This window comes from Proteus columbae (genome assembly GCF_002777965.1).
GTDB classification, from domain to species: domain Bacteria; phylum Pseudomonadota; class Gammaproteobacteria; order Enterobacterales; family Enterobacteriaceae; genus Proteus; species Proteus columbae.
The window spans coordinates 18,914-44,644 of record NZ_NGVR01000020.1 but is presented as its reverse complement, the minus strand read 5'-3'; the positions used below and the strand labels follow the sequence as shown (position 1 = coordinate 44,644).

The following is a 25,731-nucleotide window of genomic DNA, read 5'->3' as shown; positions in this document are numbered from 1 at the left end:
TTTATGGTCACTATTGAACCGACACTGCGTCGTCGAATTGCACAAGTAACTAAATTACCAGATAACTTAGATCCCTTATTACGACAAATTTACGCTAATCGTGGAATAACATCTGAAGTTCAGCTTGAACGATCGTTAAAAGGCTTACTTCATTATCAAGCATTAACAGGAATAGAAACGGCAATTTCATTACTGATTGAGGCGTTACAGCAACAATCTCGTATTGTTATTGTTGGCGATTTTGATGCTGATGGTGCAACGAGTACCGCACTTGCGATTAAAGCATTACGACAAATGGGATTTAAGCAGGTTAGCTATCATATTCCTAATCGCTTTGATGATGGTTATGGTTTAAGCCCTCAAGTTGTTCATGATGTTGCTAGAAAAGGCGTTGATCTCATTATCACTGTTGATAATGGAATTTCCTCTTTTGAAGGTGTGGATACCGCTCATGAATATGGTATTCGTGTCCTCGTTACCGATCACCATTTACCGGGACAAACCTTACCTGCCGCTGATGCGATTATTAATCCTAATCTGACAGATTGTTCTTTTTTATCTAAATCATTAGCCGGTGTTGGTGTTACTTTTTATTTAATGACGGCATTAAGAGCCGAATTAGAAAAACAAGGTTGGTTTGAACAACAAAACTTAGCTCGCCCCAACATGGCGGATTTTCTCGATTTAGTTGCACTAGGCACAGTGGCAGACGTTGTTCCTCTGGATGAAAATAACCGTATTTTTGTTTATGAAGGATTACGCCGAATTAGGGCTGGGCGTTGTTGTGTAGGGATAAAAGCACTTACGGAGGTTTCTCGTAAAGAGCTATCTCAATTGGTTAGTAGTGATTTAGGTTTCTCTTTAGGCCCGCGCTTAAATGCCGCAGGACGCCTTGATGATATGTCTGTGGGTGTCGCTTTACTTTTAACCGACAACATTGGTTCTGCGCGTGAAATTGCTAATGAACTTGATGGATTAAATCAAACTCGGCGTGAAATTGAAGCGGGAATGCAAGAAGAAGCTTCAATCATTTTCCGCCAATTTATGGGAACGCAACATGATTTACCCAATGGTTTAGCAATTTATCATCCTGAGTGGCACCAAGGTGTTGTGGGTATTTTGGCTTCTCGCATTAAAGAAAAATTGCATCGTCCGGTTATTGCTTTTGCACCTAGTGGTGATGGCCTATTAAAAGGTTCTGGTCGTTCAATTAGTGGTGTTCATCTTCGAGATGCTTTAGAACGATTAAATACATTAAATCCGGGTTTGATGGTGAAATTTGGTGGTCACGCAATGGCGGCAGGACTTTCACTTGAAGAAGATAAATTCCCGTTATTTCAGCGTCATTTTTCAACTTTAATGGCCGAGTTGGTTTCTGATGAACAGTTGCAAGGTGTTATTTTATCGGATGGTGAACTAACCGATAATCAACTTTCATTGCCTATCGCAGAAATGCTAAGAGAAGCGGGTCCTTGGGGACAGGCTTTCCCTGAACCTTTATTTGACGGTAAATTTACGCTGTTACAACAACGTATTGTGGGTAGTAAACATTTAAAAATGATGCTTCAGCCAGTAAATAGTCATCTTATGATTGATGCAATTGCATTTAATGTTGATATCAATATGTGGCCTGATAACAGTATTAAAACGGTTGAGTTAGCTTATCGATTAGATGTAAATGAGTTTAGAGGGCAACGTAATGCGCAACTGCTTGTTGAGCATATTTGGCCTTGTTAACACAAATAATTAAACAATTTACCGTGATATAAAGAGTAACGTTGTTATGGTAACAACTATCTGATAGACAATTGTATATAAATGCTATAAACCCGCTGATATATCCGTTACAATATGCGGTTCAAAATTTATTCCAATTGTTTTTGAAAACAACATAAAGACGAAAAAATATGTTTGAAATCAACCCCGTAAAACACCAAATTGAAGAAGTCTCTGAAAGAACAAATGTTCTCAGGGGGTATCTTTGACTATGATGCCAAGAAAGAGCGTTTAGAAGAAGTTAACGCCGAATTAGAACAACCTGATGTATGGAATGAGCCAGAAAGGGCACAAGCATTAGGCAAAGAGCGTTCATCTCTTGAGGCTATCGTAGAAACAATCGATCAGTTAGATCAAGGACTAGAAGACGTTTCTGGTTTACTTGAATTAGCGGTTGAAGCTGATGACGAAGAAACATTTAACGAAGCTATTGCTGAATTAGATGGTTTAAATAAAAAGCTTGAGCAATTAGAATTCCGTCGTATGTTCTCGGGTGAATATGACAGTGCGGATTGCTACCTTGATTTACAAGCTGGCTCTGGTGGTACAGAAGCGCAAGATTGGGCAAGTATGCTGATGCGCATGTACTTACGTTGGGCTGAATCAAGAGGCTTTAAAACAGAAATTATTGAAGAATCTGACGGTGATGTTGCAGGATTAAAATCAGCGACTATCAAAATTATTGGTGAGTACGCTTATGGTTGGTTACGTACAGAAACAGGTGTTCATCGTCTAGTTCGTAAAAGCCCATTTGACTCAGGTGGCCGTCGCCATACCTCATTTAGTTCTGCCTTTATTTACCCAGAAGTTGATGACAATATTGATATTGAAATCAATCCGGCTGATTTACGTATTGACGTTTATCGTGCTTCGGGTGCGGGTGGACAGCACGTTAACAAAACAGAATCTGCGGTTCGTATTACCCACGTTCCAACAGGTCTTGTTACTCAATGCCAAAACGATCGCTCTCAGCATAAGAACAAAGATCAGGCAATGAAGCAGATGAAAGCGAAGTTATACGAGCTGGAAATGCAGAAGAAAAATGCAGACAAGCAAGTAATGGAAGATAACAAGTCCGATATTGGCTGGGGTAGTCAAATTCGTTCTTATGTTCTTGATGATTCACGTATTAAAGATTTACGTACTGGTGTGGAAACGCGTAATACACAAGCAGTATTAGACGGTGATCTTGATAAATTTATTGAAGCTAGCTTAAAAGCGGGCCTGTGAGGAAAAACATGTCGCAACAGCAACAAGGTGCGGAGCAGGCACCTGATTTAAATAACGAACTGCAAACACGCCGCGAAAAATTATCCGCTTTACGCGATAATGGTAACGCATTCCCAAATGATTTCCGCAGAGATGCGCTGTCTGACGAATTACATCAAAAGTATGATGCAATGAGTGCAGAAGAGTTAGAAGCAGCGAATGTGGAAGTTTCTATTGCAGGTCGTATGATGACTCGCCGTATTATGGGCAAGGCATCTTTCGCTACATTGCAAGACATGGGTGGTCGTATTCAGCTTTATGTTTCTCGTGATGATTTACCAGAAGGTATCTATAACGAGCAATTTAAAAAATGGGATCTGGGTGATATCTTAGGTGCTCGTGGTCGTGTTTTCAAAACGAAAACTGGTGAATTAAGTGTTCACTGTACAGAAGTGCGTTTATTAACTAAAGCACTACGCCCATTACCAGACAAATTCCACGGTTTAGCTGACCAAGAAATGCGTTATCGTCAGCGTTATCTAGATCTGATTTCTAATGAAGAATCGCGTAAAACCTTCCAAATTCGTTCACAAGTTATGGCGGGTATCCGTCAATTTATGGTGAACAAAGGCTTTATGGAAGTTGAAACGCCGATGATGCAAACCATTCCTGGTGGAGCAAGTGCGCGTCCGTTTATTACTCATCATAATGCGTTAGATATCGATATGTATCTGCGTATTGCACCTGAATTATATTTAAAACGTTTAGTTGTGGGTGGTTTTGATCGCGTATTTGAAATCAACCGTAATTTCCGTAACGAGGGTGTATCACCACGTCATAACCCTGAGTTCACTATGATGGAACTCTATATGGCGTATGCAGATTACCGCGACCTGATTGAGTTAACTGAAGAATTATTCCGTACATTAACTGAAAATGTACTGGGTTCTTCATTAGTGAAATATGGTGATCAAGAGTTTGATTTTGGTAAACCTTTTGCCAAATTAACCATGAAAGAAGCTATCTGCAAATATCGTCCAGAAACTGTAATGACTGATCTTGATGATATGGATAAAGCGGTTGCTATTGCTCAATCTATTGGTATTAAGATTGAGAAAAGCTGGGGCTTAGGTCGTGTTCAGTGTGAAATTTTTGAAGAAGTTGCTGAAAGCCACTTAATTCAACCAACTTTCATCATTGAATACCCAGCAGAAGTTTCTCCACTGGCCCGTCGTAACGATGATAATCCATTTATCACTGACCGCTTCGAATTCTTTATTGGTGGTCGTGAAATTGGTAATGGTTTCTCAGAACTAAATGATGCACAAGACCAAGCAGAGCGTTTTGAAGATCAAGTTCGCCAAAAAGAAGCTGGTGATGCTGAAGCGATGTTCTTCGACCATGACTATATTACGGCATTAGAACATGGTTTACCGCCAACAGCAGGTTTAGGTATTGGTATTGACCGTATGGTGATGTTATTTACTAATAGCCATACTATTCGTGACGTTATTTTATTCCCGGCAATGCGCCCTAATAAATAATTGTTATTTTAAATAACTGTTGTTTTAAATAAATGGTTAATTAATCAATAGCATTAACGAATATCAATATAGTTATAAAGCCACCGAAAGGTGGCTTTATTGTTTTTAAAAACAAATGATTACCTATTTCTCGATGATTAAATAATCATTTAAATAAGAAGGGGATTGTCGTTCAATCAAGGAGGCGTATAATCAGAAAAATCTACCGCGGGCGTAGTTCAATGGTAGAACGAGAGCTTCCCAAGCTCTATACGAGGGTTCGATTCCCTTCGCCCGCTCCAAATAACCTGCCAACTCATCTCCCAACCTTTATAAATACATTATTTTCCAAATTTGTGACTATATTGGAATTCATCTAAGCGACGATATAACGTATTTCTATATTACCAAATCGATACAAGAAATTGATATGCATAATTTGTTTTTATAAATTGAAGGTATAATAAAATGATATGGTTTGGTGTGTTTTTATCAGCATAAGGTTAGGATATTAGTATTCTTTACTTAACATACAATTTAATTAAGGAAATTATATGCATTTAGAGTTTAAAAAACTCTCACAGATAGATCCCTTACATATTGTAGAACTCAATAATCATCCTGCGGTTTTACGACAAATGCCTCTGGGTAGCCCTAATTTTGATATTGAAAAAAGTATTTTATGGGCAAAAGAGAAAGATTCTCAATGGAACGATAATGGATATGGTCCTTGGGCATTTGTTATTGATGGTGTATTTGCTGGATGGGGTGGGCTTCAGAAAGAAGGAGATGATGCAGATCTTGCCTTAGTTCTTCATCCCAACTTCTGGGGAGTAGGTAAAATAATTTATGCAGAGATTATTCGTAGAGCATTTGATGAAATGAAGATTGAAAGCATCACAATTTTACTTCCTCATTCAAGGAGGGTAGCCAAAACGGTTTCTCGTTATGGATTTAAACCTGATGGGGAAGTTTGTTTTGATGATATTAGCTTTCAGCGCTTCAGATTATTTTCAGATAAAAATAGAGTTGTTTAATTCTATTCCTATTAAATAGGCGAGTTGTTTTTATCGCCTTATGTATATCCTTTCTATTTTATCTTTCTAAAGATGCTTTATTAATCACAAAATAAGCCTGTTTACTTATTATTTCTTACCTCTTTTTTTAACCATGCGATGTACGAAAAATGTCAGATAGACTGCAATTACGCCTTCTCATACATAGGGATGGGTGTCATTAAATCATCTCTTACGTATAGAAAGAATTGGGTTTAAAAGATTAAGAACACTTTAAAATTTATTTTATCTTCAACTATTTTTTCTTTAACTATCCTTATTTGTTCTTATCGCAATCATTATATCAACAGTATGATTTTAAATGTTTTTATTTTTTTTATATTAAATTATAAAAAATGATATATAAGTAACATTTTTGCTTCTTTCATCTAACTCCTTTTATGTATGGAAAATAAAAAATCAATTTATAAAAAACTTTAGTAAAAAATTAAAATAAATTGAAAAAGTGTCGATAAGAGTACATTACGCCCTATTGGGCTTACTTTATCTTGTTAGTTGGGAAATTCGATGCAGAAACTTCGTAACATTACTATTCGTCTGATGATGGCGATCATTCTGGGGATTTTATGTGTGTTATTTGGCAGTGTCAGTCTTTATAGCGCATGGTCATTATCACAAATATCTGAAGGCAACCAATCTGATAATCAAATAATAAAACAAATGGCTGCACTCAGTCAGGGAAATGATCAGTATTTTCGATTCACTTCTCGATTAAATCGTCTCATTGAAGAGAAAGCAGAAGGCAAAGACGTCGATTTTACACAAGCACAACTGGCGATGGAAAATATGGAAAAACAGATTATGTATATGAAATCTGTTTCTCCTGGACCAATGGATGCAAAAGTATCAAAAGAGTTGATGGATGTATGGCAAGCACTTTTTGAGCAAGGAGTAAAAAAGCAGATGGAATTGGCGCTCAATGGCACTATCGAGCAATATCAACATCATGCAAAAAATGTAACACCTGCGTTGAGTCGTGAATTAGGTAATGTGAGTGAAAACTTTAATAATGTCGCAAATATAAAAATTGATAGAACAATTGAAGGGGTGAATGAGCTTATTGAAGTGACACAAATTGTTATTATTATAAGTGCTATCTTAGGAGGGATTATTCTGTTCCTCACTGATCGCTATTTAGTGGCAATGTTACAAAAACCACTTGAAAGTATTCGCCAACATTTTGTGAAAATTACCGAAGGTGATCTGAGTCAGTCACTAGAGCCTTTTGGGAATAACTGCGCTGGGCGATTAATACCATTATTAAATGATATGCAGAATAATTTGCATGAAGCGGTAAGTACAATCCGAATGGGAAGCGACAGTATTTATCGTGGTGCATCTGAAATTGCCAAAGGAAATAACGATTTGGCTTCTCGTACAGAAGAGCAAGCAACGGCATTAGAGCAAACAGCTGCAAGTATGGAAGAGATAACAGCCGCTGTGACTCAGAATATGGAACATGCTTATCAAGCGAGAGAATTAGCTGAAATTGCATCAGTGACCGTAGAAAAAGGCAATGAATTAGCGGAATCTGTTGTGACAACAATGGATGGGATCTCTAATAGTTCAAGTAAGATTGCAGATATCATCAATGTTATTAATAACATTGCATTTCAAACCAATATACTTGCTTTAAATGCATCAGTAGAAGCAGCAAGAGCAGGAGCTCATGGACGAGGATTTATGGTTGTCGCCAATGAAGTTCGTAATTTAGCAGGAGACAGTGCCAAAGCTGCTAAAGAGATTGAAGTCCTTATTGCTGATTCCACTGCGCGTGTAAAAAAAGGTGCAAAATTAGTGAGTGATATGGAAAACACGATGGAAGACATTTTGACGGGAGTTAAACAGGTAACGTCAATAATGAAAGAAATTACAATTGCATCTGAAGAGCAAAGTAAAGGTATTGGTCAAGTGAGTGTGGCTATTACTCAAATGGATGGTGTAACACAACAGAATGCTTCTTTAGTTGAACAAGTTTCTGCGGCAGCCATTTCATTAGAAAGACAAACCGAAGAATTACAGTTATCGGTGCAAAAATTCAATCTTGCTCATCGTTGATATAAAAAAATTTATAAAGAGTGTGTCTAAGGTGGTAAGTTTTTACTCGTTAGACGCATAAACATAATAAATTTAAAGTTTAAACTCTTATGATTCTCTCTTTTATTTAAAAGTAGAAATAAATTTAACTTAGTCATTGATTGAGTAGTGAAACAGCAATGGTTTATAATTTTTTTTATGAAGAGCAGAAAATTATTACCCAAATTAAGCGAACCATAAATAATAATGTTATTTCATTTATACTCAATCAATAAAAAAGTACTTTCCATTTTAACTTTAATAATCAATCAATCAGTGATTATGTTAAAGCTTGAAGTAAATTGATTTTTAAAGATGTAGATATAAATCCTCTCTGATATAAATAATAAAGAGAGGAGGTTGAAGAATGTGCTCTTAATGTTTAGAGTATTTTTTTTATATATTGTTCGGTCTTGTTTATAACATCTTGGTATTGAGGATGATCGATATAGGCATCATTGACGGTCTTATTTATATCGTGGATCACTATTTCTTTTTGTTTATCTGTCAAAGTCAATAACAAGGCTTTTAGAACTACTTTTACTGCTGCAATTTCATACTCTATATTAACAACTTTTTTTTCCATAAGATCCTCAAAAGAGCGATAATTTATTGCTGTGTGATAAATTATTTTCATATTAATTAATTGTTTAATTAAATCCAAGAAAAATTAAATTGATAAAAGAATATACAATTTTATCGCATTTTTCATTAAAACAGTAAATGCGAAGATATTTTAGATGGGGGAAATAGACATTTAGTAAATTTAACTTAGTGTTGTGTTAATGAAAGGAAAATCACAGTATATCCTATACAAAATAATCAATAGGATGCTATTAGCACCCTATAAAAATTAAGGTATAAATTTAATAGCAATAGCAAATGTCGTTTTCATTAGGCTTGAGTAAGCTTCTTTACATATTGCTCAGTTAAGTTAATAACTTCATTAAGCTGAGGGTATTTGTTTGATGTATCCTCAAGCACTATAGATATATTGCCCAACATATCTCTTCGTTGTTTATCACTTAGCGTGGAAAGTAAAGACTTGATAACAATTTTTAGAGCGGCAATTTCGCATTCAATTTCTTTTAAATTTTTATCCATGATTTACCTGCCAGTATTTAATGGATGAGTAATATAGGTAATTTTTTTGTTTATCACAATTATTGAAGCATATTATTTAGAGATGTATCGCACATTATGGCTAACGTTCTGACCTAATATAAATTATTAAAAATAATTATCAAATTGTAAATTTTATATGTGGCAGTAGATTGAAGTCTATTGATATTCTCTGACTTTAGAACGAATAGGATAAATGGTTAAATTTGATCTTAAGTCTGATTCGATTTAAATCTCTTTATTTCTGGTTATATAATAAACAATTCTTAATTGTAATAATAAAATATATCTTTTAAAGATAATCTATTTTTGTCTTGTGTTATTAAATGTTGAAGTGAACAAGATTATTATCATTTTTTATCTATGAAATATTAAAACTTTTATTTGTCAGTAAAGATATTATAACCAAATAAATTACATTAACTCTGACGTTCAAAAAGAAAAAGAGCTTATGTTTTTAACATAAAGCTCTTTTTAGTTTATTTGATTATCGATTATTTTGCTTCACAAAAGCAACATAGGCATTAACCCAGTTTTGCATAAAAGTTGCTGTTTTTTCTGAAAACTGCCCATTTTCAACCATTCCGTCATACCATTTTAGATAACATTCTGGTTGATTTAGAGTTGGCATATTTAAGAAGGCTAACGAATTGCGTAAATGCTGTTGAGCTATAGCTGTACTAATATTACCAGTTGAAACACCAATAATACCGGCTGGGATTTCATTCCAAGCATTTGTTCCATAAGGACGAGAGGCTTGGTCAATTGCATTTTTAAGCGCACCAGGTATTGAGCGGTTATATTCAGGTGTGATAAAGATGATGCCTTGGCACGCTTTTATTTGTTGTTTGAAATCGATAACAGAAGAGGGGGTATGACTGTCATCGTCTTGGTTATAGAGAGGAAGAGTACTAATATCGATAAACTGACAGGTAAATTCTTGAGGAAATAACTTAATTAAGGCATGTGCTGTTTGTTTATTAAACGAATCTTTTCTTAAACTACCGACAACGAGACCAATTTTAAAATGACTCATCTTAGTTCCCCTATTTTGAAGGATAAAATGAATATCATGCCTATATTAGATATTCATTTTTTGAGTTTATCTTGGTATTAAAAAACAGCAACAAAATATAAGCGTATTTTTACACGTAAATTGTGTAAATAAATGATAAAATTAGTATTATTATTTTTATTATTATCTGGTACTATTCCATAAATATAAAAAACGATCAGTTTTTATGACAACATTTTTACTAAATAAATCCGATATTCAAGATTTGATGCATTTAGTGTGATGTAAGTAGTATTTTAAGAAAAAATAAATGAAATGATAGGAACACTCATTGCAACCAAGAGTGTTAGCCTATTTATTTAGTATGCAGTAGGTAATAGAAAATTATAATAAAATGGCTTAAAATGCGACAACTCATATGCACTTATTTAAGTCTGATCGGAATTAAGGAAAAATGATGTCCTTATTACAAAATAAAAAGAATGTCCTCGCTGTATTTATGGCAACCAGCGTCCTCGCCCTATCTGGGTGTGCGTGGACTGATCACACTCGTCCAATTGAAACGCCAGCGCCTGCGCCAACACAAACTACACAGCCTGTAGCAACTACTCAACCAGTAGCTGTTGCACAACCACTTTCTATGGCACCTGCAGCAGAACCTGCTGATAGTGGCGTAGATGCAAGAAAATTGGGGCTAGCACCACAAAGCGCTTGCATCAAACAACTTGATTCTTTAAAAACTTTTTCTCCATCTGACTATCAATCCATGATGAGTTCATTTAAAGAAATCAGCGAAATCAATGCGATGTACCGTAGTGTTCAAGGTACAGCAAGTAAAGATAGCTTAGATTTATTAAAAATGAGTATTGAATCAAAAACAGAAGTTTTATGTGCAAAAGTTCGCTATTTGTCGATTATGTCAGTTAATTCGACACTAAAAAAATTAGGTGAATAATTACTATGAAATTAAAGCAGAGTGTTTGTCTCGCTTTTATGCTGTTTCCAACACTATCGTTTGCCAATAATGAGTTTAATTCTGTTATTGAGGATTTTGACCGTTATTTTGAAACGCAAGAGCCAATTAAAATTGAGCCTAAAACATCTGCTACAATTTCATCGTCAACGAGAACCGGTCAGGCTAATCGTGGAGTAAACCGCACCACAACAGCGACTCAACAAACAAAACCAGAGCAACGAGTTAAACCTTCTACGCCAGCTAAAACAGATAATCAGGCAGTCGAACCTGTTAAGACTCCTGATATCACGCTGGCAGAAAATTGCCCTGTGTTACCTGTTAATTATGCAAAATTAAAGAGTGATTACACTCGTTATTTAACTCCGTTGCTTTCATTTGTTCCGATTAAACCACAATTTACACCAGAGGATCTTAATCGTTATAGCTACAGAAATAATGCAACGGTTTATAACCCGTTAGCTCTTTATTCAAAAGAGAGTTATGCAAAGCCTCAACGTAATGACAACTTCTTGTTAGATATTATTCCAGGAACATTTTATTCTGTTACTGCCATCCCTTTTCACTTTGCATATCAGTTCAATCGCTCTGTACTCGATCATAAACAACCTCTTTTTAATAAAGAGCTACTAAATCGTTTAGCAGATACGAGAAATAAATACCAAACGCTGTATCAAAAATACACTGAGCAGGCTGCTATAACAAAAGAGCATTTAGAAAAACTTCAAAATGCAAATAACCAAATTAAACAACTTGAATTAACGCTGGCTGAAACAGAAGAAAAATTAGCTACGGCAAATAACTTACTTACTGATGACACGTTAAAACAGGCTGTTGCCAAACTACAAAGTGATTTAGAAACAATAAACAAAGAGCGTGACTTATTAGTTAAGCAATTAGCCGAAAAAGAGAACGTATTACAGGCAACAACAGTAAAAAATACAGAGTTAGCAAAACAGCAACAAGATTTTGAAAAACAAGCGGGAATACTTAAATCTTTAGAGGCGAAATATACTCAGCTTGAGCAAGAAAAAGAGCAATTACAATCTCAGTATCAACAGGCTCAGGTTTTGTTAAAAGATGACTCTGCGAAAAAAGAGATTGATAAATTACAAAGTTCACTTGAAAGCATAAAAGTAGAGCAAGAAAAGTTAATTAACCAATTAAATGAAAAGCAGGCACTACTTGCTAAAATTGAACAAGAAAAAGAAACGATACAAGCTCAGTATCTTGAATCTCAGCAATCGCTAAATGATAACAATAAACAAAAAGAACAAGAATTAGCTAATTTAGAAGCAGCGAAAAATAAAGAGATAGCAACATTAGAAAGTTCGTTATCAACAATAACGACGGAGCAAGATAAATTAACTAAACAACTCACAGATGTACAAAATCAATTAGCAACAATAAAGAAAGAGAAAGAAGATGTGCAGACTCAATTTGCACAGGCTCAACTGTTGCTAAAAGATGACTCCGCGAAAAAAGAGATAGATAAATTACAAAGCACATTGTTGAAGATCACATCAGAACGTGAAGATTTATCTAAAGAACTCACATTAAAAGTTGCAGAAGCAGAAAAGCAACAAGATGCTAATAGCAAACTTGTCGAGGAACAACGTAAAGAAATAGCACAACTAAAAACACAGGTTGAAGAAAGTAACCAAGAACAAGCTCAACTTAATAAATCACTTTTAGCTGTACAACAGCAAAAAGAGCAAGTGGATGAGAAATTAAAATCTATCCCAGAATTAAAATCTCAGTTAGATAATAAAGTCACTGAATTAGCTGATTTGAAGAAGAGTTTATCTGCGGGTGAAAAAGCTGTTGATAATTTAATTACTGATAAAAATAATCTGATAGCTAAGTTAGAGAAAGCGCAAAGTGAGCTATTGAATAAATACCAAACATTAGATACACAATTTAAAGAGAATAATATCGCATTAGCTCAAGTCACCACGAGCAAAACAGAGAGTGATAAAACTTTAGCATTGTTAGAAAAACAACTCGCTGAAAAGCAAAGTATGACGGATAAATTGAGTGCTCAATTAGCTGAAGCAAAAGTACAAGTAGAAAAACAAAATACAGAAAATACACAGCAAATTAGTACATTAAAGCAACAGCAAACAGAAGCTATTGCTAAATTAAATGAGCAAATTAAAGCAAAAGATGCTGAATTAGCGAAAGTTCATACAGATACTAGTAATATTTTAAAAGAGAATAAAACTCTAAAAGAGCAGCTTGAGAAAATGGCGGGTGAAGGGCAAATGATTGCTGGGCAGCTTGCTTATGCTTATTCGATTATTGGAAAAGACAATGCCCAGCGTAATAAATCCATTTTATCTGAGATCCAAAAACAAAATTACGTACAATATGACGATAATACCTATTTTAAAATATTAAAACAGGGTAAACCAGTGGCTTCAATTGCAGGTAAAACCGTTGTATTTACAATGCATGAAGAGTTAACAGATGGTACTGTAACTCTTAATTATGATAAAGCTAAGCCGCTTATCTTACCTTACCGCCAACTACCATTACCACTGAATACCTTTATTGCAAAAGCGGGTATTAATGGTAAAGCTAAAATTTATATAAAACCTGGTGGCGGTTATGGAAAAAATGGAGTGCCAGGACAAGTGCCTCCAGAATCCATGTCTATTGTGACAATTGAGATCTTGGATATTAAATAGAATAATTAAAAGCTAACATCAGCCCTTCTCTTTTTATTTAGAGAAGAGCTGAGATTTTATTATCGCCATAAAAATTCATCGTTATTTAAGCAAAGTTCTCTTTTCAGAAGCCAATCTTTTAATTTTTGACAGTTTTCAGGATGCTCCGGAATACTATTTAAAATATCCCATAATGGTTTTATTAATTCAGAATTTGGCGTTACTTTTTGGATGTAGTCTAAAGTATTATTAATTTTAATATTAAAGACTGGCTCATTTTTCCAGTTATCTAAAAGTAACGTAACATCTTTTTGTAGTAGATCATTAATTACAATTAATCTGACTTTATCTGAATTTAGTTTGATATTGATGTCATCTAAAGATAAAAAAGAATCACTTGTATTTGATAGCTGTTTTTCCTCGAATGACTTAATATTTTCACACTGCTTAATTTGAGACTCTAGCTCCCTTTTAGTTTGATAAAGAGTGAATAGTTGGGGAGTAACATGCTTCACCCACCAAATAAACAGAGGTTTTATAACAGCTTGAATTAAGCGCATATGTTCATTGATATTGACAGTAGCCTTCAATGATTTATCCCAATCCATTGGTGTTAACGTAGAATTTGCTTGTTGCGTATGAGATGAACGAGCCAAGCTAACAACATCACGAATTTCTTCTTTAGTGATATCAACAAAGCAATATTTTTTTCGTAAAAACCAAGTGGATTGTAATAAACTGTCTAAGCTTTCGCGGCATAAAATACGAGCTAGTATTTTTATTTGTTGTTCATTAACATTACATGCATTAACGATGTTTTTATTCGAACGAAAAGAAAACTGTAGATCAAATAAATCATCTACAGTTTTTTTATCATTGGTTGCCATCATTTTTTTTAGTAAGACTAAATAGTCATAATAATGGGCTTGTAGGGTATGGTTACTTTCTCTGATCACGATATAGAACTCACTCATAAGAATAAATTTCAAGTATTCTAACTATGAATGACTTTTAGATATTATGATATTCAGCCGGATTTTTTATAATTTTAATCTGATATTTCTCGCTTTACTTGGCGTCATATTAAAACGACGATGATAACTTTGTGTAAAGTAAGATTGGCTAGAAAAGCCTGATTCCATTGAAATATCAACAATACTCATTTCAGTGGTCAGTAATAGTTGATGTGCGTAAATAATTCTTCTTTCGCAGATCCATGTTCTTGGTGATGTTCCATAGACGTGGTTAAAAAGTTCTTTAAATGTCGTTAACCCCATACCAAATTCACGGGCAAATTGTTTTAGTTTCCAATTTTTTAAATGATTTTTTTCCATAAATATTTTTAATCTATCAACTTGACGATGGCTGAGTTGGCGTAGTAATGCCATTAAATCTGAGCCTTGCTCTGTTGAAAGTAAAAGAACTAGAAATTCTTCAATACGTAATTGTGTGAACGCTTTAGGGCAGGATTGGGTGGTAAGGTATTCAAACCCATTGCTACAAAAGTGAATAAGTGGAGAGTTTTGAAAGCAAATAAAGGCGCCAGAGAATTCTTCATCTCTTTCTATATTACACAAAATATCATTGTATTTTGACATGAAATTTCTTAAAAAATCATCAGAAAGAGGTATAGCAATAATATCTACAGGCTCTATGCCTTGTGTTTTTATTGTATAATTCCCTTGTTGTAAAAAAAGAACTTGATCTTGATCCACAGTAATTGTATCCGTGCAATTTTGTAAAATAAGTGCATTTTTTCGAATAAGAAAGAGTGCTTTTTGTTCGTTTTCTAGTATTTGATATTGTGGATAGAAAAAAGATTTTTTTTGAATTTCACAATCATTTTGATTGTTTCTGTCATATTGTATTGTATTCATAACTCGCCCAAAAAGATTATTATATAAGTATCTCTGTATTTTTATAACGATAAATATAAGAATATCTATAAAAACATTTCTTTATTATTGAGTACTATTAAAAATAAAAAATAGACTATTTTCTTTAATTTGATGAGGTTTTTTTTTAGATATTAGACTTTGCATTTTCTTTTGCTGATTTAAGATAAGTAACTTTGTTAATTTAATTGGATTCTTTATGAATTGCAAAAGAAAGTTAAATGAGAGAAATTTTTTATTTTAGACAATAAAGAGAAACCAGTATATTTGTGTAATTAATAATTTACACTTTGTTATTGGTTTGTTAAAAACCATATATAACATGCATTTAATCCGATTTCACTTTCTTTACAGTGTAAAATAGCAATTGGAGTGTTCAAAAGATAATTATAACCATCATTTTTTATTGTGTCGATTATGTGATTTAAATGTTATGTTGTTTTTAATAAAAACGATATTTTTAAATGGATTTATAAAAATAAAATAAGAATTAAAAAAAAGAGTATTATTTTCTATATTCACTAAGGTTATTAATTTTACTTTTTTCTCATGATTTTAGAATAAAAAAGTTGAAGTTTTAATAAAAAGCATAAGGACATGACCCTGAGAACAGATTTTTTCTTAGTTATTTTTTACTTTCTTACTTTATTGCTTTCTTACTTGTGATGAATATCTCATATTTTTGATTTTGGAAAATTGTATTGAATAAGCATGTTATGAAAAATATTTTTGAATGAAGCTTTATAAGCAAAAGAAAATGAGTGTGAAATGTTAATTTTCATTAAAAAATATTTATCTATAAAAGAATTTGGTATTCACAAATCATTTACATTAACATTTGACGGTTAAAATAGATAATCTTCATGTTTTTTAATTAGATATTATTTCGTCTAAGGAATAAATCAATAAACTAAAAGGTAATAATAGGCTTATTACAGGCATTATACTTGCTATTAATTTATTAAAATGATGAATGCATAAGTGTATTTATTGTCAGGGAGGTAAGGATATAGCTAATTATGGAGAATAAGCGAACACTGCGAAATATTATATTCAGCGGGATATGGATAATTTGGACTCTTGCCTTAATTGCCTTTTGGCGTTATCAGATGGCAGGCGAATTTTTGATTATTCTAATCCTAATTTTTAGCATTATTATTTATTCTATGACGTTGAGGTTAAAAAAAGCCGCTATGTTTAGTCGTAAAACTGAAACACCAAAAGCAGCAGAGCCTGTTGCACCAGTAATAACAGAAGAGAAAAAACCGATGCCAGAGCAAAAACTATACACGATTATTGCAAAAGGAACGGTATTCCAAGGCGATATTAATGTTGAAGGCGATATCCAAATTTGGGGCAAAGTAGCCGGCAATATTAATGTTAAAGATGGCGTTATTCGTGTTATGCATGCTGGACAAGTTGAAGGTGAATTAACAGCACCTGATATTATTATTGATGGTTTTGTAAAAGGTATCTGTGCTGCAAATAATTTAGATATTCTAGAACATGGTGAGTTACGTGGTACTAGCCGTTGTGGCAGTATGTCTATTAAACGTGGCGGTATTTTTACTGGACAATCAGAGCAAGTTGAACATCAAGCTAAGTCGGTAGCTCAACAACGCGTCGTTTCAATAAAAGAAAGCTCTAATGCAAATAAAGATAAAGTTGTTGCTCCAGTAGAAAACCAACTAAAAGAAAATAAAAAATAAAGTATCATTTTTCTTTTCATTTTTCGTTGCTTATCCTACTTTATCGTTATTGTCTTAGTTTTATATAAACAGAGAATAACGATGAATTTAGATACTCCCAGACTACACCTAAGAGAATGGCGTGAAAGCGATAAAGCGCCATTTTTTTCTGAAATCAACTCTTCACCTGAAGTAATGCGCTATTTTCCTTGCACTTTATCTCAATTAGAAAGTGATAATATGGTTGAGACTATCCGTGAAAAATTTATTCAACAAAATGGATGGGGAATGTGGGCGGTTGAATTAAAAGAGACTCAAGAGTTTATTGGTTTTGTTGGATTAAATATTCCAGCCGCGTCTTTGCCATTTAATCCCTGTGTAGAAATTGGTTGGCGGATTGCGAAAAAGTTTTGGCGAAAAGGTTATACCCATGAAGCTGCTTTAGCTGTATTTAAATTTGCTTTTGAGACGTTGAGATTAGAGGAAGTTGTGGCTTTCACCGCAGTTTCAAACCTTCCATCCCAAGGTGTAATGCAAAAACTAGGTATGCATCAATCTGATAATTTCTTTCATCCAGCATTAGATAAAACACATCCTTTGGCTGAACATGTTTTATATCGATTAAGAAGAACAGATTTTATTTCTCTGTCGAACGAGTCGAACGCCGTTTTTCCGGAATAGGCGGAACGGGTTTTTTATCATCAATAAGATGCCTTACTGCAAGAATCGGATGATAAATTAGCATTCTAGGCCCAGCCCAACGCATGATTTGTTTCATTGTTTCTCGTTTGGCTGGTTGATAGCAATGGATAGGGCATTGTTTACAGGCTGGCTTATCTTCACCATAGCGACATTTATCTAATCGTTTATATGCATAATCGACTAATTGTTGATAATAATCTGACTTAGCTTCAGGGTGTGAATGGGCATAAAGAGCAACCATTTTTTGAATTGTTTTTTTCTCTCGATTAATTCTTTTTCCCGACATACATTTCTCTCTTAATTGTATGTTGTATTTATTATACATCTTATCATTAAGCCTGTGGAGATGCGAAAAACTTATTTCATGCTATTTAATAAAAAATTTTCTCAAAAAGTCTTTTCTTTTTTCTTAGAATATAATACTGTATTTATATACAGTCTATTTGCCTTTAAATGGTGAAACCAATGCGTGTGGAAATTTTATTTAATAAACAATCTAAGATAACCGACTCATTATTTCCGCTCTTAGAACACGAACTGAGAAAAAAGATCATTCCAGAATATCCAGATATGCAGTTTCGTATTGCCTTTAGTAGCATGAACTCGATTCAAGTGACGGGCATAAAAGATGAAACTAAGCATGAACACATAATGGAACTTATTCAAAGCGTTTGGGAAGATGATGGCTGGTTACAAACAGACGATGAATAAAATGTAGTAAAACATGTAGTAAATAAAGTAATTACGATTGTCAGAACGAATTGGCTTTTTACTTATTTATATAAAAAGCCAATGAGATAGAAAAGGAAATCACTGGCAATCGAGCTTTAAAGCAATATGTCTATCAATGATGACAAATCTTATTTTCACTCGTTGTAAATCCACCTTCTGATGGAATAAATTTACCTTTCCTTTCTAAGAAATCAACTAATTCTGTCGCTGTCATATTTTCAGCTGAACAAGTATGAAAACGTGAGTCATTGCCGAATTGTTTATGGATAGCATCAATCAGCGATGTTTTAGTAAATGCAGTTTCTGAAGAAAGGATCATTTGCAAAACTTCATGACCATGAATTGATGACATATTTAACCCCTAAAGAATAAAAGATATATTTATTATGCATCTTTGTGGGGCGTTATCTTTGTTTTTAATCATAAAAAGCGATGACATTATATCATCGCTTAAAAAGAGCCTTATTTTTCACTTCGTTGAAGTATTTTTTGCATTTCATCTTTAAGATGAAGTTTTTCTTTTTTTAGTTTGGCAACTTCATCGTTATAGCCAGCTCCGTTAGGGCCTTCTAATTTAGCAATTTCTTGATCGAGTCGATGATGTTTATCGTAGAGAGCTTCAAAGCGGGGATCACTATTTCTTAATTGAGAAACAAGGGCTTGTTGATCTGAGAACATATAACCTCCTATGAAAAGAAATTGGGTCTCTATTTCAGTATAATCATAGATAGCTTATCTGCACGGTGATGTATCACAAATTTACATTTCATGAAAAAACGTGATTTTTCTTTTTGAAACATTCAGAATTATCCGCTCATAGTACTATTTACTAAGATGTTAGCATTTAGGCACTAAAAATATTAGTATTCAGATAACGAGCAATAAAAACATCTGACTAATTTTGTTAACGGCGAAGTGTTCGCTGTAAAAATGGAGAGAGTGATGAACAAAGTAATATTATCTTTAGTAGCAGCGATGTCTTTATCTGCGTGTGCACAAGCTACTGACAGTTTAGATAAAGTTGCACCTTATCCTAAGGCTCAAGAAAATCAAGTTCGTCATGTTATCGAGTTAGAGAAAAAAGATAATGAAAACAATTACCAAGTTGAATTAATTATTGGTAAAGAACTTAAAGTAGATTGCAACCATCAGTGGTTTGGTGCGGATTTAGATGAAAAGAATTTAGAAGGTTGGGGTTATAGCTATTATGTTGTTGGCGATTTAAATGGCCCAATGTCAACAATGATGGGATGTGCTGACAATACGAAAAAAGATGCCTTTGTACAGGCAAATATGGGATCAGATGCCTTCATCCGTTATAACAGCAAATTACCTATTGTTGTTTATGCACCAAAAGATGTAGATGTGAAATATCGTATTTGGTCAGCTGCTGAGACTACTCAAGATTCGGTTAAAAAATAACAGTCAAGCTTATTTAGGTTAGGTCATAATTTACTGAAAAGCCCTTTGTTGTTGAAACAAAGGGCTTTGTTGTTATTTAAGCTAAATATTAACGTATAACTAAAACTGACATTTTTGCATGGCGTACAATTGATGATGCCGTTGAGCCTAATAAATAAGAGGAAACATTAGGTCTATGTGACGCAATCGCAATTAAATCAGCATCAATGTGGCGGGCATATTCTAAAATTTCATCTTTTGCGTTACCGACACCAACATTACATATAATTTGCTCATCAGGAATTTTTGCATCTTTAATCATTTCTTGTAATGCAACAAAAGCAAGACGAGTACGTTCTGATGAATCTTTGAATTTTTCAGGAATAGCAGCAAACTCGATACCAAAGAAAAGTTCAGCATTAGGAATAACGGTGAGGAAGTGGATCTCAGGTTTACCCACCTTTGCTATTTGTTCAATGTGAGCGATTAGTTCCTGAGAAAGTTCATCTTCTAAAATATCAATGGGAACTAGGATTTTCTTATACATTACAAACCTCACTTAGCGTTAGTTTAAAATATTTACCATTATCGCCTAATAGTAAAAAATAGCTGTGATCTGTGTTCTAAATAAGAGTGAGAATGATTATTTACTGCTTTACATTATTAAGCATTAAAAATTAAAAACAGTCTGAAATAATATTAATAATATAATGAAAATAAGTTATACACCTTAACTTGTTGACAGAAAAGAAATTAATAATGTTGTCTTAAAAATAAATTTCTCTTTTTCTTATTAAAAATAGAAAATGCATAAAAGAATGATTATCAATTATATTATTGTTCTGTATCTATAAGATTTTATTGATAAAAATAAGAGACAGGAAGATTTAAATATGGCATATTAATAGGTAATGACATCTCAATATGATGTCTGGACAGCAATCTTAGTCCCTAAACTGGATTGTTATTCAGAGTCGTCCTTTATCCTCACCAATGAGTTATGGAACCTGAAATAACCTATGGAACTCTATTTATCTATGGCAATAGAGTAGGCTATTTAAAACCAAATAAGATTATTATTATGACACATAATCACATTGATGATATTGAGTTGGTTCGGGCTGATAATAAGCAGTCTGAAAAATTTAAGGCAGCTAAAAAAAGCACGTTAGTGAGTGTTTTTGTCAATATTATTTTATCCATTTGGCAAATTACAGTGGGCTTTTTCTCACACTCTCAAGGTTTGATTGCCGATGGTATTCACTCACTTTCTGATCTTATTGCTGACTTTGTTGTTTTAATTGCCAATAAAGGTAGTCAGAAACAACCTGATGCTGATCATCCTTATGGGCATTTTCGTTATGAAAATGCAGCATCACTTATTCTTGGGACTATTTTATTAATTGTTGGTTTAGGAATGGTGTTTTCTGCCATTCATAAAATTTTAGATCCATCGACTATTCCTGAAGTTCATAGTGTTGCTTTATATGTGGCTTTACTTGCATTAGCGGCTAAGGAAGGATTATTCCGCTATATGCTCGCCGTTGCAAAAAAAGTGGACTCAACTATGTTAGTCGCCAATGCTTGGCATGCGCGTTCTGATGCTGCTTCTTCATTAGTTGTTGCGATTGGTATTATCGGAAGTTTAGCTGGATTTAAATTTTTTGACCCATTAGCAGCATTGATTGTCGGATTATTTGTCGGTCGTATGGGATGGCGTTTTACTTATCAAGCTCTACAAGATTTAATGGATAGAGGGGCTGATGAAGAAACGTTGGAAGAGATTAAACAGATGCTAGTTTCAACACCGGGCGTGCAAGGCATTCATGATTTAAAGACGCGTCGTTCAGGTGATTATTTACTCGTAGATGTACATCTTGAAATCAAAGGCGATCTCACCGTCAATGAAAGTCATGCGATTGTTGTTAATGCACGTAATAATGTTTTGCAAAATAAACAGATTTTGAGTGTGATGGCTCACGTTGATCCTGCTTAAACTCATTTGAACATCGAATAAAAAGGTAATGATAGACTATCATTACCTTTTTTTGTGTCTCAAAAACGCTATTTGTTACTTGTTACTTACTACTTTAGAAATTGACGCAGTTTTCTTTTACTTGATCACTTAGCGCCGCAATCAGATTATCTACTGCACATTCAGCCATCGCATAGCGAGTCTCTTTGGTTGCAGAGCCGATATGCGGAACAGCAACGACATTCTTCATCGTTAATAAAGGTGACGATGAAGATAGAGGCTCTTTTTCAAAAACATCCAGCCCAGCTCCCGCGATCTCTTTTTGTTCTAATGCACTGATTAGTGCCAATTCGTCTACCACAGCCCCACGACCTGCATTAATTAAATAAGCATCAGGTTTCATTATCGAAAATTGTTTTTGACCTATTAAATGGTGCGTTTCTGGTGTCAATGGCAACGTGATACAGACGAAATCAGATTGCTGTAATAAGACTTCTAAAGTGCAATGCTTTGCAGCAAATTTATCGTTCACTTCTGTATATTCTGTACGTGAGTGATAAAGAATATTCATGTTAAAACCAAAGTGCGCGCGCTGTGCTAAAGCTTTGCCTATTCGCCCCATGCCAATAATACCCATGGTTTTATGATGAACATCAGTACCGTACCAATCAGGTGTGATACCTTTAACCCATAAACCTTGTTTAATATTATCCGCAAGTTCAGGAATACGCCTTGCTACGGCAAGTACTAATCCCATCATGGTATCTGCGACAGTATCTGTTAATACGGTTGGAGTATGCATTAGTTTAATATTACGCTTGGTAAGTGCATTAACATCAACATTATCATAGCCTACAGAAACCGTTGAAACGGCTTTTAAATGAGGAGATTGGCTAATAAATTTTTCATCAATATTGCCACCAGCACCAAGTAATCCAGAGGCATTGGCAAGTGCTGAACGTAAATCACTAGAGTCTAAAGAGAGCGTTTTAAATTGTTTGATATCAGCAAAATCAGATAGTTTTTTGTACAGTTTTTCAGGAAGATCTTGATAGAGCAAGACAATCGGTTTCATTATGTTCTCCATTCGATACTCGTCATAATTCAAATCACAGCGTTGTTGACTGCGTTCATTCGCACTAGTCACATACTTATGTATGCTCCTAGCGACTCATTCACTTGTCGCCTAGCTGTAATTTGAATTATTTAGAGTATTTATGCAATAAAACACTTATTAAACTGTAAGTATTTATTGAGAGTGTTTATGCAATAAAACACTTATTAAACGGTAAGTATTTATTGAGAGTGTTTATGCAATAAAGCACTTATTAAACGGTAAGTATTTATTGAGAGTGTTTATGCAATAAAGCACTTATTAAACTGTAAGCATTTTATTGAGAGTGTTCTTACCCCGCTTAAACATATTAGCAGGGAAGTTAATAAGGTATGATAAAACCCATTGAATGTCAGTTTTATCATATAATTAGCACATTAAATGAGATGTAATCGTTTACTTTTAATGTGTGTTATTTTTAGTGTTAAAGCGGTGGGATGTATTACATATTATATTAACTTACTGTAATACAATTCTAAACTAAGATTTTTATAAAATTTAAGTAGCGCGAAAATAGTGTAAACGTTTACACTAAATGTCGGTTTGATCACGAAAAGGTTTCGCTGATCTTGTTAAACTCTGTGTCAGTGAACAGAAACCGTCTTGCGCTTTTCCTTTGAATTGAATCAAAAGAGGTGAATGTGGAAATATTAGTAACAGGTGGTATGGGATATATCGGTAGCCATACTTGCGTACAAATGATTGAAGCAGGTATGACACCGATTATTTTAGATAACCTTAGCAATGCGAATGAAGAAGTACTTAATCGTGTTGAAGCCCTAACAGGTAAACGCCCTCTGTTTTATAACGGTGATATTCGTGATGACCAGCTATTAGCATCAATTTTTGCTAAGCATTCTATTCAGTCTGTTATTCATTTCGCGGGATTGAAAGCGGTTGGTGAATCTGTTCAGAAGCCAATTGAATATTACGACAACAATGTTAATGGCACATTGGTGCTTGTGCGTTGTATGCGTGATGTGGGCGTAAAAAGTATTATTTTTAGTTCATCTGCAACCGTTTATGGTGATCCTCAAGCGGTTCCTATTACTGAAGATTCGCCAGTAGGGGGAACAACTAACCCTTATGGCACGAGCAAATATATGGTTGAGCGCATTTTATCTGACTTATTTGTCGCTGATGAAAGTTGGTCTATTAGTTTGCTGCGCTATTTTAACCCAGTAGGGGCGCATCCATCAGGTACGATGGGGGAAGATCCTAAAGGTATTCCAAATAACTTAACCCCTTATATTTCTCAAGTGGCAATTGGTCGTCGTGAACAAGTGGCTGTTTTTGGTGATGATTATCCAACAAAAGACGGCACAGGTGTTCGTGATTATATCCACGTTATGGATCTGGCTGATGGTCATATCGCAGCATTAAATGCATTAGGTAAAAAAGCGGGTTTACACATTTATAATTTGGGAACAGGTAACGGCACTAGCGTGATTGAAATGATTGAAGCATTTCGTAAAGCCAGCGGTAAACCTATCCCTTATCAATTACAAGCTCGTCGCCCTGGTGATATTGCAGAATGTTGGTCAAGCCCTGCAAAAGCAGAGAAAGATTTACACTGGAAAGCCATTCGTTCAATTGATGATATGGCAGCAGATGCTTGGCGTTGGCAGTTACAAAACCCAAATGGTTATCTGAAATAAGACTTAAAGTATTCAGATAATCTTGAATAAATAAGAGAGAAGGTTATGTCAAAACTGATTTTTGATCCTGTTGAACATCCTCATCGTCGTTATAATCCGCTAACTGGCCAGTGGATTTTAGTTTCACCACATAGAGCGAAACGACCTTGGAATGGCAAAGATGAAAAGCCTCAGATTGCGACACTTCCCTCTTATGATCCTCACTGTTATTTGTGTCCAAACAACACCCGTGTCTCTGGGGATAAAAATCTAGATTACACAGGAACGTATGTCTTTAATAATGACCACTCTGCGTTGTTGCAAGACGAATATCATGTTGAGCCTTCATCAAATCCTTTATTTCAAACCCAAACAGTAAGAGGAATTAGTCGAGTCGTCTGTTTTTCACCTGATCATGGAAAAACTATTCCTGAATTACCTGTCAGTAGCTTACGTAAAATCGTTGATACTTGGGATAATCAAATAGAAGAACTCAGCAAAGAATATCTTTGGGTTCAAGTATTCGAAAATAAAGGCGAAACGATGGGATGCTCTCAACCTCATCCTCATGGACAAATTTGGGCGAGTGATTTTTTGCCTAATGAATTAGCGCGAAAAGATACGCAATTAAAAGCTTATTTTGAAAAATACGGGCGCAATCTATTAATCGATTATGTTGATGCTGAGTGTAAAGATACAAGTCGTACCGTAGTTGAAACAGAGCATTGGCTGGCGGTAGTACCTTATTGGGCTTCTTGGCCTTATGAAACGATGTTATTACCTAAAGCACATATTCGAAGAATGAGTGAATTAAATAGTGCTCAGCGAGATGATCTTGCTATTGCAATGAAAAAATTAACAAGTCGTTATGATAATTTATTCCACTGTTCTTTCCCTTATTCAATGGGATGGCATTTTGCGCCAGCTTTTAAAGATGATAGAAATGTCGATCACTGGCAATTACATGCGCTTTATTATCCGCCATTATTGCGTTCAGCCACTGTGCGTAAATATATGGTGGGATATGAAATGCTGGCAGAATCGCAAAGAGATCTAACGCCAGAACAAGCTGCGAATAATTTACGTCAATCAAGTGACATTCATTATAAAGAGCAATGTTAATGACCTGCAATATAGCAAGGTATTTT

The 25,731-nt window shown here is 34.4% G+C and carries 24 protein-coding genes and 1 tRNA gene; 15 read left to right on the top strand and 10 right to left on the bottom strand.

Going from position 1 to position 25,731, the window contains the following annotated elements; genetic code table 11:
- The first annotated feature begins 3 nt into the window (after positions 1-3).
- The 6 genes from recJ to CBE70_RS08960 all read left to right on the top strand — a co-directional run bounded on the left by recJ (position 4) and on the right by CBE70_RS08960 (position 7,642).
- A complete protein-coding gene (gene recJ / locus CBE70_RS08985; protein WP_100159077.1) occupies positions 4-1,737 on the top strand; it encodes a single-stranded-DNA-specific exonuclease RecJ in 1,734 nt (577 codons plus the stop codon).
- Between the two features lie 170 nt (positions 1,738-1,907).
- A protein-coding gene (gene prfB, locus CBE70_RS08980) for a peptide chain release factor 2 (RefSeq protein WP_098942229.1) occupies positions 1,908-3,006 on the top strand; the annotation gives its coding sequence in 2 pieces (ribosomal slippage) (positions 1,908-1,982 and positions 1,984-3,006; 1,098 coding nt in all).
- 8 nt (positions 3,007-3,014) lie between these two features.
- Positions 3,015-4,529 carry a lysine--tRNA ligase gene (lysS, locus tag CBE70_RS08975; protein WP_100159076.1) on the top strand — a complete coding sequence of 505 codons (1,515 nt, stop codon included), beginning with the start codon at positions 3,015-3,017 and terminating at the stop codon, positions 4,527-4,529.
- Positions 4,530-4,736: 207 nt separating this feature from the next.
- A tRNA-Gly gene (locus CBE70_RS08970) sits at positions 4,737-4,810 on the top strand.
- Positions 4,811-5,062: 252 nt separating this feature from the next.
- Positions 5,063-5,545 carry a GNAT family N-acetyltransferase gene (locus CBE70_RS08965; RefSeq protein WP_100159075.1) on the top strand — a complete coding sequence of 161 codons (483 nt, stop codon included), beginning with the start codon at positions 5,063-5,065 and terminating at the stop codon, positions 5,543-5,545.
- Positions 5,546-6,091: 546 nt separating this feature from the next.
- Positions 6,092-7,642, top strand: a complete 1,551-nt coding sequence (locus CBE70_RS08960; protein WP_100159074.1) for a methyl-accepting chemotaxis protein — start codon at positions 6,092-6,094, stop codon at positions 7,640-7,642.
- A 400-nt stretch (positions 7,643-8,042) separates the two neighbouring features.
- On the opposite strand, the gene CBE70_RS08955 is transcribed toward CBE70_RS08960, so the two are convergent.
- From CBE70_RS08955 to CBE70_RS08945, 3 genes are all read right to left on the bottom strand, one after another.
- Positions 8,043-8,246: a hypothetical protein gene (locus tag CBE70_RS08955; RefSeq protein ID WP_100159163.1), complete on the bottom strand. Its 204-nt coding sequence runs from the start codon at positions 8,244-8,246 to the stop codon at positions 8,043-8,045.
- Between the two features lie 308 nt (positions 8,247-8,554).
- Positions 8,555-8,764 (bottom strand): sigma-S stabilization anti-adapter protein IraP, encoded by a 210-nt coding sequence (locus CBE70_RS08950; RefSeq protein ID WP_098942235.1) that lies wholly within the window; start codon positions 8,762-8,764, stop codon positions 8,555-8,557.
- A gap of 505 nt (positions 8,765-9,269) precedes the next feature.
- Positions 9,270-9,818 (bottom strand): NADPH-dependent FMN reductase, encoded by a 549-nt coding sequence (locus tag CBE70_RS08945; RefSeq protein WP_100159073.1) that lies wholly within the window; start codon positions 9,816-9,818, stop codon positions 9,270-9,272.
- A gap of 436 nt (positions 9,819-10,254) precedes the next feature.
- Between CBE70_RS08945 and CBE70_RS08940 the strand changes: the two genes are divergently transcribed.
- Both CBE70_RS08940 and CBE70_RS08935 read left to right on the top strand, forming a co-directional pair.
- Positions 10,255-10,752 carry a hypothetical protein gene (locus CBE70_RS08940; RefSeq protein WP_232797384.1) on the top strand — a complete coding sequence of 166 codons (498 nt, stop codon included), beginning with the start codon at positions 10,255-10,257 and terminating at the stop codon, positions 10,750-10,752.
- 5 nt (positions 10,753-10,757) lie between these two features.
- Entirely contained in the window at positions 10,758-13,460 is a 2,703-nt protein-coding gene (locus tag CBE70_RS08935; protein ID WP_100159071.1) for a sugar transporter, read from the top strand.
- Positions 13,461-13,519: 59 nt separating this feature from the next.
- On the opposite strand, the gene CBE70_RS08930 is transcribed toward CBE70_RS08935, so the two are convergent.
- A complete protein-coding gene (locus CBE70_RS08930; protein WP_232797383.1) occupies positions 13,520-14,395 on the bottom strand; it encodes a T3SS regulon anti-activator ExsD domain-containing protein in 876 nt (291 codons plus the stop codon).
- An 84-nt stretch (positions 14,396-14,479) separates the two neighbouring features.
- On the bottom strand, positions 14,480-15,316 hold the full coding sequence (locus CBE70_RS08925) for a helix-turn-helix transcriptional regulator (protein ID WP_100159069.1): 837 nt from the start codon (positions 15,314-15,316) through the stop codon (positions 14,480-14,482).
- Between the two features lie 1,211 nt (positions 15,317-16,527).
- On the opposite strand from CBE70_RS08925, the gene CBE70_RS08920 reads away from it, so the two are divergent.
- Positions 16,528-17,043: a bactofilin family protein gene (locus CBE70_RS08920; protein WP_226892275.1), complete on the top strand. Its 516-nt coding sequence runs from the start codon at positions 16,528-16,530 to the stop codon at positions 17,041-17,043.
- 81 nt (positions 17,044-17,124) lie between these two features.
- Entirely contained in the window at positions 17,125-17,703 is a 579-nt protein-coding gene (locus CBE70_RS08915) for a GNAT family N-acetyltransferase (protein WP_100159068.1), read from the top strand.
- Here the strand turns inward: CBE70_RS08915 and CBE70_RS08910 are convergent.
- A complete protein-coding gene (locus CBE70_RS08910; RefSeq protein WP_100159067.1) occupies positions 17,660-18,010 on the bottom strand; it encodes a nitrous oxide-stimulated promoter family protein in 351 nt (116 codons plus the stop codon). The two genes, CBE70_RS08915 and CBE70_RS08910, sit on opposite strands and share 44 nt — an antisense overlap.
- 179 nt (positions 18,011-18,189) lie before the next feature.
- Between CBE70_RS08910 and CBE70_RS08905 the strand changes: the two genes are divergently transcribed.
- Positions 18,190-18,435, top strand: a complete 246-nt coding sequence (locus tag CBE70_RS08905) for a DinI-like family protein (RefSeq protein ID WP_036934877.1) — start codon at positions 18,190-18,192, stop codon at positions 18,433-18,435.
- Between the two features lie 133 nt (positions 18,436-18,568).
- Here CBE70_RS08905 and CBE70_RS08900 read toward each other — a convergent pair whose 3' ends face one another.
- A complete protein-coding gene (locus tag CBE70_RS08900) occupies positions 18,569-18,808 on the bottom strand; it encodes a YecH family metal-binding protein (protein ID WP_100159066.1) in 240 nt (79 codons plus the stop codon).
- Between the two features lie 110 nt (positions 18,809-18,918).
- Complete coding sequence (locus CBE70_RS08895; RefSeq protein ID WP_023581560.1) at positions 18,919-19,134, bottom strand: DUF465 domain-containing protein; 216 nt, start codon at positions 19,132-19,134, stop codon at positions 18,919-18,921.
- Positions 19,135-19,386: 252 nt separating this feature from the next.
- On the opposite strand from CBE70_RS08895, the gene eco reads away from it, so the two are divergent.
- The gene (eco, locus tag CBE70_RS08890; protein ID WP_100159065.1) at positions 19,387-19,878 is read left to right on the top strand and encodes a serine protease inhibitor ecotin; all 492 of its coding nucleotides are present in this window, start codon (positions 19,387-19,389) and stop codon (positions 19,876-19,878) included.
- A gap of 88 nt (positions 19,879-19,966) precedes the next feature.
- Here the strand turns inward: eco and CBE70_RS08885 are convergent, their stop codons facing one another.
- Positions 19,967-20,404 (bottom strand): universal stress protein, encoded by a 438-nt coding sequence (locus tag CBE70_RS08885; protein ID WP_023581562.1) that lies wholly within the window; start codon positions 20,402-20,404, stop codon positions 19,967-19,969.
- A 534-nt stretch (positions 20,405-20,938) separates the two neighbouring features.
- Between CBE70_RS08885 and CBE70_RS08880 the strand changes: the two genes are divergently transcribed.
- Entirely contained in the window at positions 20,939-21,853 is a 915-nt protein-coding gene (locus CBE70_RS08880; RefSeq protein WP_100159162.1) for a cation diffusion facilitator family transporter, read from the top strand.
- 94 nt (positions 21,854-21,947) lie between these two features.
- On the opposite strand, the gene ghrB is transcribed toward CBE70_RS08880, so the two are convergent.
- Complete coding sequence (gene ghrB, locus CBE70_RS08875) at positions 21,948-22,907, bottom strand: glyoxylate/hydroxypyruvate reductase GhrB (RefSeq protein ID WP_100159064.1); 960 nt, start codon at positions 22,905-22,907, stop codon at positions 21,948-21,950.
- A 680-nt stretch (positions 22,908-23,587) separates the two neighbouring features.
- Here ghrB and galE point away from each other — a divergent pair.
- Both galE and CBE70_RS08865 read left to right on the top strand, forming a co-directional pair.
- Entirely contained in the window at positions 23,588-24,604 is a 1,017-nt protein-coding gene (gene galE, locus CBE70_RS08870) for a UDP-glucose 4-epimerase GalE (RefSeq protein WP_100159063.1), read from the top strand.
- Between the two features lie 45 nt (positions 24,605-24,649).
- Complete coding sequence (locus CBE70_RS08865; RefSeq protein WP_100159062.1) at positions 24,650-25,705, top strand: UDP-glucose--hexose-1-phosphate uridylyltransferase; 1,056 nt, start codon at positions 24,650-24,652, stop codon at positions 25,703-25,705.
- Positions 25,706-25,731 lie beyond the last annotated feature (26 nt).